Genomic DNA, 11047 nt, shown 5'->3' on the forward strand with positions numbered 1-11047 from the left:
CATCGAGCCGATCCTGCTGATCGTCGTCGCGACCTTCGTGCTGTTCCTAGCCTTAGCGGTCTTCATGCCCCTGTGGGATATGGTTGGACTGATCCGCAAGTAACAGGCCGGCAGAAGGGAGGAAATGGTCCGGAAATTGCATGCTATAAGATGGTACTCTAAGTGCTATAAGTGTGCGCAAAATAACATCAAAAACAAGGGAGGAAGGTACATGTTTGCACCCCTCAAAAACCAGAAAGGCTTCACCCTGATCGAACTGGTGATCGTCATCATCCTGATCGGCGTCCTGGCCGCCGTCGCGGTCCCGCGATACGTCGATTTGCGGGAGAACGCGGTCATGGCCAGTGCCCAGGCGACCCTCGATGGCGGCAGGGCCGGGATCATGCTGGACTTCAGTGACAAGATCCTGAACACCGGGGTCTATGCCGACATCTTCACCGCTAGCCCGGCGGACGCCGCGATATCAAACGCCAGCGACCTAGCCACCCTGGAAGGTTTTCTGCAGTCGACGCCCAGTTATCCCCCGAACGGCAAGTACAACGATGTGGCTGGCAAGGGGTTCCGGTGGTGGGTGCTGACCGACGCAAATCCTGGTGGTAAACTCGCGCCGCCGGTAATGGATGGCATTATCGACGTCACCTGCGATGCCGCGGATGCCGACGCTGGGGCCAATGACGATTGCTTTGTGAGCAAGCTGTAGCGTCGAGACAGATTAGCACCTACAAGAAAAGAAAGGGCAGGCGGAGGGGACCATCCCTCCGCTTGCTTTTTTTAGGGTTCGGAACTGCCCAGTATCCGGCGCAAACACTGGCCGGCACATGAGCACCTGTGAACCGGGGGTAGATCGTAACGTGCTACTTATCCTGAAAAATGAGCGAGGGTTTACATTGATCGAACTGGTGATCGTCATCATTCTGATCGGAGTTCTCGCTGCCGTCGCGGTCCCGCGATACGTGGACCTGCGGGACAATGCCGTCATGGCCAGTGCCCAGGCCACCCTGGATGCGGGTAGGGCCGCGATCATCCTGGACTTCAGCGACAAGATCCTGAACACTGGAAGCTACGCCTTTGAACCCACGGACGCGAGCACCACGGGGAGCGTATTTGACCCGTCCGATGTGACCGACCTCGAAAATGAAATGCAATCGACTCCCAGTTATCCGCCGAATGGCGGGTACAACATCCCGGCAGGTCAGGGCTTCCGCTGGTGGCTGGTGACCCAGGGAAGCAGCTCGCCTGCCCGGCCGCCAGTGATCGAGGGCATCATCGACGTCACGTGCGACGCAGCCGATGCCGCCAGTGGGGCCAATAATGATTGCTTTGTGAGCCAGTTGTAGCGTCGCGATAAGCTATAAGAGAAAGGGAAGCGGAGGGAGGAATCCCTCCGCTTCTTTCTTTTCGGGAGGTTACCGTTTCGAGCGGCGGGAACTGCCCAATATCCGGCGGAGGTACTGGCCGGTAAACGACCCCTCGACCTGTGCCACCTCTTCGGGGGTGCCACCGGCGACAACATAGCCCCCCTCATCCCCCCCCTCCGGGCCCAGGTCGATGATCCAGTCGGCCGTCTTGATCACCTCGAGGTTGTGTTCGATGACGACCACGGTGTTGCCGGCATCGGCCAGGCGATGGAGGACCTCGAGAAGCAGCCGGATGTCGTGGAAGTGCAGCCCCGTCGTCGGCTCGTCCAGCATGTACAGGGTCCGGCCGGTCCCCCGCCGGGACAGCTCTTTTGAAAGCTTGACCCGCTGTGCCTCGCCGCCGGAGAGGGTCGTGGCCGACTGGCCCAACTTGATGTAGCCCAGCCCCACGTCATGGATGGTCTGGAGCTTGTCCTTGATCCGGGGGAGATGCCGGAAGAATTCGAGCGCCTCCTCCACCGTCATGCTCAGCACGTCGGCGATGCTTTTGCCCTTGTACTGGATCTCGAGGGTCTCCCGGTTATAGCGCGCCCCACGACAGACGTCGCAGGTGACATGGATGTCGGGGAGAAAGTGCATCTCGATCCGGATGATGCCATCTCCCTCACAAGCCTCGCACCGCCCCCCCTTGACGTTAAAGCTGAACCGCCCCGGCCGGTACCCCCGCATCCGGGCTTCAGGAATTAGCGCGTACAGATCCCGGATGAGGCTGAACACTCCGGTATACGTCGCCGGATTGGACCGGGGAGTCCGGCCGATGGGGGACTGATCGATGTCGATCACTTTGTCGATGTGCTCGGCCCCCAAGATTTTGTCGTGGGCTCCCGGTTGCTCGCGCGACCCGTACAGATAGACGGCTAGGGCACGTTTCAGGATGTCCGTGACCAGCGTGCTCTTTCCGGAGCCCGAGACCCCCGTAATACACGTAAAGAGGCCAAGGGGGATCTCGACCTCGATCCCCTTGAGGTTGTGTTCCCGGGCCCCGGCGATGGTCAGATAGAGCCCTGAGGGCGGGCGCCGCACCTTGGGGACCGGGATCTCAAGCTCGCCCGCGAGGTAGCGGCCGGTCAGCGAAGCCTTGCAGCCGATGATCTTTCGCGGTGTGCCGAAAACGACCACCTCGCCGCCCGAATTTCCGGCCCCGGGGCCGAGATCAATCACGAAATCAGCGTTCCGAATCGTCTCTTCATCATGCTCCACGATGATGACCGTATTCCCCAGATCCCGGAGGCGCTTCAGCGTGTTTAACAGGCGGATGTTATCGCGCTGGTGGAGCCCGATGCTCGGTTCGTCCAGGATATAGAGAACCCCGACCAGGCTCGATCCGATTTGCGTGGCCAGTCGGATCCGCTGCCCCTCCCCCCCCGCCAGCGTCCCGGCGGTCCGGTCCAGGGTCAGGTAGTCGAGGCCGACGTTGACGAGAAAGCCCAATCTTTCCCGGACCTCTTTCAGAATCCTGCGCGCAATTTCTTGCTCCTTCTCACTCATCCTGACGTCGGCAAAGAACTCCAGTGCGTCCTTCACCGAGAAGCGGGTCACCTCGGCGATGTTCAACCCGCCCACCTTGATCGCCAGCGACTCTTTCCGGAGGCGGGTCCCGTGGCAGGTCCGGCAGGGACGGAGGGTGGAGATGCGGTCCACATAGGTCTCGATCTGCTCCCGAACCCGGGAGGACTCGGTGGCCTTGTACCGGCGGCCGAGGGACTCCACGCTCAGCCCGTAGAAATCCGGATGCCGGTCCCCGTCAAATCGGGCATCCAGCGCCGTCCCGAGGCCGCCACACGTGGGGCAGGCTCCATGCGGATTGTTGAAGGAGAAGATGCGGGGACTGATCTCCGGGTAGCTGACCCCGCAGTCAATGCACGCCAGCCGCTCTGAGAAAGTGTGATCCTTCTCATGCTCTCCCAGCACGTTCACGGTGATGATCCCTTCGCTGAGGCGCAGGGCTGTCTCGAGAGAGTCGGTCAGCCGCCGCCGGATATCCGCCCGCATGACGAGGCGATCGACCACGACCTCGATGGTGTGCTTCTTGTTCTTGTCGAGTGTGATCTCCTCTTCCAATTGGCGAAGTTTGCCATCGACCCGCGCCCGGGCGTACCCCTCGCGGCGCATCTGGGCAAAGATGTGCCGGTACTCTCCTTTCCGGCCCCGGACCACGGGGGCCAGGAGCTGGATCCGGCTCTCCTCGGGGAGCGTGAGGATCTGATCGACGATCTGCTGGACCGTCTGGGAGGCAATCGGCTTACCGCACTGATAGCAGGTCGGCCGCCCCGCCCTCGCGAACAGCAGGCGGAGATAGTCGTAGATTTCGGTCACGGTCGCCACGGTGGACCGGGGATTCTTGCTGGTGGTTTTTTGCTCGATGGAAATGGCGGGCGAGAGCCCCTCGATCAGGTCCACATCCGGTTTATCCATCTGTTCGAGGAACTGCCGGGCATAGGCGGACAGCGACTCGACATACCGCCGCTGCCCTTCGGCATAGATCGTATCAAAGGCCAGGGAGGACTTGCCGGATCCGGAGACCCCCGTAATCACCACGAGCTTGCTCCGAGGAATCTCCAGATTGATCGACTTGAGGTTATGCTCCCTTGCCCCCCGGATGATAATGGCGTCGGCCGTCATACACACCTCTCGGTTGGTGAAGTCAACTGTTCATTATACCCCACGTGTTTCTCCAGCCAAGAGGGATTCAGCAGTCAGCGGCTGGAATGCTGGTACGCTAGAATGCTGGGATGCTTATAAGGAAGGGAGGACTCTATTCCTGGCATGTCGAAAGGGCGGAAACTTACAACTTCTGGGTAGACAAGCCTTCTAGCCTTCTAGCGTCCTAGCATCCTAGCATCCTAGCATCCTAGCTTCCTAGCTTCCTAGCGTTCCAGCATTCTACAGATCTTCGAAATGGGCGAGGGTTTTGAACTGGCGGTAGCGGGTCTCGATCTCGGGGTAGGTCAGATCTTGAAGCCGCTGGAGTGAGAAGGCCTCCACCGAAAAGGAGGCCATCACCGAGCCCATGATCACGGCCCGGCGGAGATTCGCCTCATCGAAATTTCGCGTGCTGGCCAGAAAGCCGAGGAAGCCGCCCGCAAAGGCATCCCCCGCCCCGGTAGGGTCGTAGACACTTTCTAAAGGAAGGGCGGGGGCAGCGAACCACCCCCCGTCCGAGAAGCTGAGCGCCCCGTATTCCCCCCGTTTGATGACCAACGAGCGAGGGCCCCAGGTGAGGATCTTCCTGGCTGCGCGGACGAGATTCGGCTCCTTGGCCAACATCCGGGCCTCGGCATCATTAATAATAAGGACCTGAACCTGCTCGAGGGTCTGCCTCAGAGCATCGGGCTTCCCATGAATCCAAAAGTTCATGGTATCGGCGGCGACGAGGCGGGGACCCAGGACCTGAGTTAGGACCTCCCGTTGCAAATCGGGATCGATGTTTGCCAGGAAAATGAGCTCTCGCTCGCGGTAGGCTTCGGGCAGCCGCGGATGGAACTCTGCAAAGACATTCAACTGGGTATCCAGGGTCTTCGCCTCATTGAGGTCAAAGCTGTACTCCCCCTGCCACCGAAAGGTCCGGCCCGTCCGCCGCTCCAGCCCGGCAAAATCGACCTCGCGTCCTTTCAGGAAATCGAGGGTTTCGAGTGGAAAGTCCTCTCCCACCACCGCGACCACGCTCACGGGAGTGAAAAAGCTTGCGCTTGCGGCAAAATAGACCGCCGAGCCGCCCAGGACTTCCCTGGCCTCCCCGAAGGGGGTCTTCACCGTATCCAGGGCTACCGACCCGACGACCAGGATGTGCATTTCAGGGCTGGGCTCAGTCAAGGTACTTGCCGATGAGGAGTGAGAGTTTCTTCCTGGTTTCCGCCGGGATGGCCTTGGGGGCGGTAATGATGGCGTCCTTGAGAGCGCGGCTACAGACGCAGGACCGCTCGGGCGGGATCATCGGGACCAGCTGCCTGATGATCGCCTTGGCGGTGGTCACATTCTTATGCAGAACGGCGATGACCTTTTCCACACTCACGTCCCCCTCAGTCTCGTGCCAGACATCGTAATCAGTCACCAGGGCCATGGTGGCATAGCAGATCTCGGCCTCGCGGCTGAGCTTTGCCTCCTGCAGGTTGGTCATGCCGATCACGTCCACTCCCCAGCTTCGGTAGATACGTGATTCCGCGCGCGTCGAGAACTGGGGACCTTCGATACACACATAGGTGCCCCCCTCGTGCATCCGTGCCCCAGCTTGTTGACCCGCCTGAGTGAGCAGATGGCTGAGATGAGGGCACACGGGATCAGCAAAGCTCACATGGGCCACCAAGCCATCGCCAAAGAAAGTGCTCGTTCTCGCCTTGGTCCGGTCATAAAACTGATCCGGAACGACCACATCCAGAGGGTGGACCTCCTCGCGCATGCTCCCCACTGCCGAGGCAGAGATGATCCATTGGACCCCCAGGGTTTTGAAGCCATAGATGTTTGCCCGAAAGTTGAGCTCAGAGGGAAGGAGCCGGTGTCCCCGACCGTGGCGAGCGAGAAAGACCACCGGGTGACCGTCCAGGCGACCGAGGAGATAGGCATCAGAAGGATGACCGAAAGGGGTCGTGACTCGCTCTTCACGAAGGTCGGTGATCCCCTCCATCTCGTAAAGCCCGGTCCCCCCGATGATGCCGATCACGGCCTCCGCCATTTCATCCTCGCATGAGAAGTGGAACCCGTTGCCTATTCGAAGAGGGTGGGATGGGGCTTGCGTCCGGCAACCGGCCGAGCAGCATGCCGCCCGGATCCAGGCGCTCAACTCGGACATCGCGTAACTTCCCTTTCAGAACGTCCGGCCCCTGAAAGAGGACTCCGAGGTAGTTGTCACTTACCCCCTGGAGAAGACCGGTCTGCCGATCCCGTTCCTCGAGAACTACCACGGGTAGAGTGCGTCCAAGGAACTGGCGCTTGAAGGCGAGAAACTTCCGCGCGCCCAGATCGCGCAGAATGCGGTTCCGCCGCGCTTTGACGTCGGGCGCGACCTGGTCGGACATCTCCGCCGCCTTGGTCCCAGAGCGACGAGAATACGTAAAGACGTGGAAGTAGGCCACGGGGAGCTGCTCCAAGAGACTCTGCGTATTCTCGAACGCAGCCTCGGTCTCACCCGGAAAGCCGACGATGACGTCCACCCCGATGGCGATCCCCGGGACTTCTTGGTGCAGTCTCTCCACCACTTCCCGGAACTGGCGGGACCGGTAGCTGCGGCCCATCCGTCGGAGAATCTCGTCATCCCCACTCTGCAGGGCCAGGTGGATATGGCGGCAGAGGCGAGACGAGTCACCCATGAGTCGAATGATTTCCGGTTTCACCTCGTGGGGATGAAGCGAACTCAAGCGAAAGCGAGGCACTGCTGTGTCCTTGAGAAGGCGTCGGACGAGGGCAGACAGCGAGATCTTGGGCCTGAGGTCCCAGCCATACGTCCCCAGGTTGATCCCGGTAAGCACAATCTCGGGATGGCCCGCAGCCGCCAGGCGCTGTGCCTCTGCCACTACGTGATCAGGATGGAGACTGCGATTCGGACCCCGGACCGCAGGAATGATGCAGAAGGTGCAGGCAAACCTGCATCCGTCCTGGATCTTCAAGAAGGGGCGGGTTCGATCCGGCCTCTCAGGCGCCGGTGCACCGTGAAAGGTCCGGACTTCACCGATGTTACCGACCGAGATCAGGGCCTTGCCCCCCTGTTTACGGCCTACACGCGTCCCGAGAAACCGCGGACGGGTAAGACCCGTCTCTCGGCCGTTACCATTTAGTCCGTTGTACCCGGCCGCCAAGTCTTGGGACTCCCAGGCCGCACCCCGGAGATGGCGCATCAGCTCCATCTTCTCGGCGTTGCCCAGGATTAGATCGACACCTTCAATGGCGGCGATCCGTTCGGGCGCAGCCTGGGCGTAACAGCCGGTCACCACCACAAATGCCATGGGATTTCGGCGGATAGCCTGGCGGACGAGGCGGCGAGCATCGGCATCTGCCCGCTCGGTCACCGTGCACGTATTGACCACGTAGACCTCGGCCGATTCGTGAAAGGGAACCAGGGTGAAACCAGCGGTTCGCGCCTGGTCGGCCATGACGTCTGTCTCAAACTGATTCAGCCGGCAGCCCAACGTGGTAAAGCCTATGCGCACGGAGTCATCTCCTGGAGGATCCGATCAAGGGTTTCCAGGTTCAGGACATCTTCCCGGTTATACTCGAGGAGCGCCATGAACGCCTCGCTATCCTGTGTAGTTTCGTACCGGTGCCAGAGCCGCATAGCCTCCACTCCGTCGATTCCTCGGGTCCTCCGCTGGATGTTGACCTGCTCTTCCACCCGCTTGAGGCCCCCGTACAGACGCCGTTTCCAGCAGTCATACATGAGGTCATGGGACATGAAGGAGGAGCGAAGATCGAGTCCCAGGCGGCGGCGGATCACTGGAAGATCGAATCGGCTCCCGTTGTATGTACAGATGACCTGGATCCCTTCCAAGGACTCCCACACGGCCACGTCGGAGATGCCACCCCCCACCAGCTGAACAAGCCCCCGATCCTCGGCATACAGTCCAAAGACGGTGATCTCGCCGAGAAATGAGGTTTCAATGTCGAGGTAAGCCTTCACCGTCGGGATCCCATGGCTTAACAACTTACCATACTTCCAGTTCAGAGGGGAGAGTCGAGTGTCGAGAGGAACTAGATTTCGAATTGCGAAATTCGAATTTCGAATTTATCAGGCTCGATACGCGAGAACGCCGCGATCGACAGGCTAATTCTTCAAATTCGAAATCCTGAACGTAAATTCGCAATCCGAAATCCCAAATTCGAAATCCCGTATTTAATAGCGGATTACAACGCCTCAGCATGCGTAACGTTGCCTCCGCGCCTCAAGTCCATGCAGAATATGGCGCCGACGAGGAAGGTCCCTCCGAGCTCTTGATTCAGGGTTCACGGCAGGCGTAACCAAACAAAAAACACCCAACTTCAAACACATACATCTCTTTACTGCTGACAGCTGGGGGCTGCCTTCTTATGTGCTGACAGCTGACTGCTTCATTTGACAGATCGGAGGGTGAGTGATACGAATTCCACACCGAGGTGGCCATGAGAATAGGAATCACTGGACTGCCACGCACAGGAAAGACCATCGTTTTTCGCCTCCTCACGCGAGAGCACGCTCATCCGTCCAAGGGCACGGAGCCCTCATTGGGGACAGCGAAGGTGGTCGAGCATCGCCTGGATCGCCTGGCCGAGATCTTTCATCCGAAAAAGGTCACATCTCCTATCGCTGAAATCCTCGATTTCCCCGCCCTCACCGCAGGCGGAAAGCGTGGCGAAACAGAGGGATCCCTGCTCGCCTCCCTCCGCCAGGTGGACCTGATCCTCCACGTGATTCGGGACTTTGAGGATGTGCGGGTACCCCATGAAGAGGGGTCTGTCGACCCGCTCCGAGACATTGGCCTCCTCGACACCGTCTTCCTTCTGGCAGACCTTGATGTCGTGGAAAAGCGGATTCAGCGGATCACCAAGGACGTGCGCAAGGGTCGAAAGGCAGAGGGACAGGACGAGCTGCCTCTTCTCGAGAGGTGTCGGGAGTGGCTAACGAAAGAGCAGAACCTCCGGGAGATAGCGCTCACGGCGGAGGAGGAGAAAGATCTTCGGGGCTACGCCTTGCTCACGCTCAAACCGCTTCTCCTGCTTCTCAACATCGGCGAGGAAAAGGTTGGAAAAGCGGACCCGGTCTGGGATCAGGTCCGGGACAGGGCGGCGAAGCCCCGGACCGGCTGCATCCGCCTCCCGGCCAAGACCGAGTGGGAACTCAGTGAACTGACCGAGGAAGAGGCCCAGGAGTTTTCTCGAGCCCTGGGGGTCGAGACCATCGAGTACCCGTCGATCCTCCGCCAATGTCTCGACCTCTTGGATCTCATCACGTTCTTCACCGTGGTGGGTGACGAGCTGAGGGCATGGGTGATCCCTCGGGGTGCCACGGCACTCGACGCGGCCGGCACCATCCACACCGACATATCGAAAGGCTTCATTAAGGCCGAGGTCATTCCCTTCCAGGAACTCGATGCCTCGGGATCCATGGCCGTGGCCCGAAAGCAGGGGCTGTTACGGCTCGAGGGAAAGGGATACGGGGTTCAGGACGGCGATATTCTGACGGTGCGGTTCAGTAAATAAACCCTTCGCTGGACAGTTGAACCGGGGAGGTCTCAGTCAAAAGGTGTCGGTTCTCAGGACCGATGATTCCACCCGAGATGATCATCTTCACGGCATCATCGACTGAGATATTGAGGAGAACCACGTCCTTCTCTGGCACCAAGAGAAAGAATCCGGAGGTCGGGTTCGGAGAGGTGGGCAGGAAGACCGTAATCGCGGGATCGGACCGACCCGGGATATCCCATCGGTGACGGCTGGTAACAAAGCAGAGGCTGTGAATCCCCTTTCGGGGGTATTCGATCAGGGCCACCTTCTGGAAGGCGGAATCTTTCGCCGTCACGAGATCCATGATCTGACGGATCGATCCGTAAATCGAGCGGACCAGGGGAATGCGCCGAAAGACGTCCTCCGCTTTGTGAAAGATCCGCTGGCTAAAGAGGGTTCCGGTCATCCCCACGACACAGATCAGGCCGGCGGTGACGATCACGCTCACCAGGGTGGCCAGGGGATCGATCATCTCTGTGCCCACGACCTTGCGAAGAACCACTCCTAAGAACGGAGAAAGGAATCCGCCCACGAGGCCGAAGAGGATCCAGACGATATAGATGGTAAGAACCGACGGCAGGACGATGATTAACCCGGTGACAAAGTAGCGCCGGATGGAGGTAAGGGTTTCGTGTCGTTGCGAATCTCGCGGGGTCACAGGATGTTTTCCTTTGTTTACTGGAGACCGACCGCTACCCAGGTGTACGCAGAAGGCAACCGTTCAGCAGCGTGCGACCTCCCCGTGCTGGAAAGCTGAAAAAGAAAATGCCCCAAGTGACCGACGTGGACTCCCGGATCTCCCCGGTCTCTTCTCTCCTGAGGCCCGAAGGGGATCGCCCCCTGGTCCCTGCCGGAGCACTTCGACCCACGAGAACGATCCTGCTTGTCCAGCAATCTCTTGGGGCCGCTTCTTTGTAGCAAAATATGAGGGTACTGTCAAGGCATTTGGCCTGATTTCTCGGGCTGGAATGCTAAGATGCTGGAAGGCTTGGATGCTAGAACGCTACAAAATCCGACAGACCCAACAATCCCTATAAACCCAAAGAACTCGACATACCCAGTGTCACCCCTTTCCCTCTGAACTCTCAACCCTCAACCCTGCAGTCCGTCCACCCACCAACTACCAACCACTGCGTATGATCGAGGACCGATCACCGAGGTAGCCTCACAGCTTCCTCGCTTCCTCGCCTCCTCGCTTCCTAACGACCAAGCCTCCCAGCATCCTAGCCATCACTGACGTTTGGCTTGAAAATTGCAATTAGCCTAACAACGTCGCACCGTATCACTAGCTGATAGAGAACGATGCAACAGAAATTAGTCAGGAGGAGGTGATAAAAACAAATGCCGATTCTCTCGAATTTCTCAAAGTGACGCCGGAGCTACACTGTCATCGGCCAGCGCGCCCGTACAACGATGACGTGGATCTGTCCTCGGTGCAAGCG

Annotated in this window: 9 protein-coding genes; 3 read left to right on the plus strand and 6 right to left on the minus strand. The window is 59.3% G+C overall.

Annotation, left to right across the window (positions count from 1 at the left end; translation table 11 throughout):
• Positions 1–211 precede the first annotated feature (211 nt).
• The gene (locus O6929_10760) at positions 212–700 is read left to right on the plus strand and encodes a prepilin-type N-terminal cleavage/methylation domain-containing protein (protein MCZ6480866.1); all 489 of its coding nucleotides are present in this window, start codon (positions 212–214) and stop codon (positions 698–700) included.
• Between the two features lie 118 nt (positions 701–818).
• Entirely contained in the window at positions 819–1337 is a 519-nt protein-coding gene (locus O6929_10765) for a prepilin-type N-terminal cleavage/methylation domain-containing protein (GenBank protein ID MCZ6480867.1), read from the plus strand.
• A 69-nt stretch (positions 1338–1406) separates the two neighbouring features.
• On the opposite strand, the gene uvrA is transcribed toward O6929_10765, so the two are convergent.
• The 5 genes from uvrA to O6929_10790 form a co-directional block, all read right to left on the minus strand.
• Positions 1407–4040: an excinuclease ABC subunit UvrA gene (uvrA, locus tag O6929_10770; GenBank protein ID MCZ6480868.1), complete on the minus strand. Its 2634-nt coding sequence runs from the start codon at positions 4038–4040 to the stop codon at positions 1407–1409.
• 261 nt (positions 4041–4301) lie between these two features.
• Positions 4302–5210: a PfkB family carbohydrate kinase gene (locus tag O6929_10775; GenBank protein ID MCZ6480869.1), complete on the minus strand. Its 909-nt coding sequence runs from the start codon at positions 5208–5210 to the stop codon at positions 4302–4304.
• 13 nt (positions 5211–5223) lie between these two features.
• Complete coding sequence (gene mtnP / locus O6929_10780) at positions 5224–6087, minus strand: S-methyl-5'-thioadenosine phosphorylase (GenBank protein MCZ6480870.1); 864 nt, start codon at positions 6085–6087, stop codon at positions 5224–5226.
• A 1-nt stretch (position 6088) separates the two neighbouring features.
• Positions 6089–7558, minus strand: a complete 1470-nt coding sequence (gene mtaB, locus O6929_10785; protein ID MCZ6480871.1) for a tRNA (N(6)-L-threonylcarbamoyladenosine(37)-C(2))-methylthiotransferase MtaB — start codon at positions 7556–7558, stop codon at positions 6089–6091.
• Entirely contained in the window at positions 7549–8025 is a 477-nt protein-coding gene (locus O6929_10790; GenBank protein MCZ6480872.1) for a ribonuclease H-like domain-containing protein, read from the minus strand. The genes mtaB and O6929_10790 overlap by 10 nt, the downstream gene beginning before the upstream one ends.
• Before the next feature lie 479 nt (positions 8026–8504).
• Between O6929_10790 and O6929_10795 the strand changes: the two genes are divergently transcribed.
• Positions 8505–9581, plus strand: a complete 1077-nt coding sequence (locus O6929_10795) for a DUF933 domain-containing protein (GenBank protein ID MCZ6480873.1) — start codon at positions 8505–8507, stop codon at positions 9579–9581.
• On the opposite strand, the gene O6929_10800 is transcribed toward O6929_10795, so the two are convergent.
• Entirely contained in the window at positions 9571–10263 is a 693-nt protein-coding gene (locus tag O6929_10800) for a DUF502 domain-containing protein (GenBank protein ID MCZ6480874.1), read from the minus strand. The two genes, O6929_10795 and O6929_10800, sit on opposite strands and share 11 nt — an antisense overlap.
• Positions 10264–11047 lie beyond the last annotated feature (784 nt).

This window comes from Candidatus Methylomirabilota bacterium (assembly GCA_027293415.1).
GTDB lineage: Bacteria > Methylomirabilota > Methylomirabilia > Methylomirabilales > CSP1-5 > CSP1-5.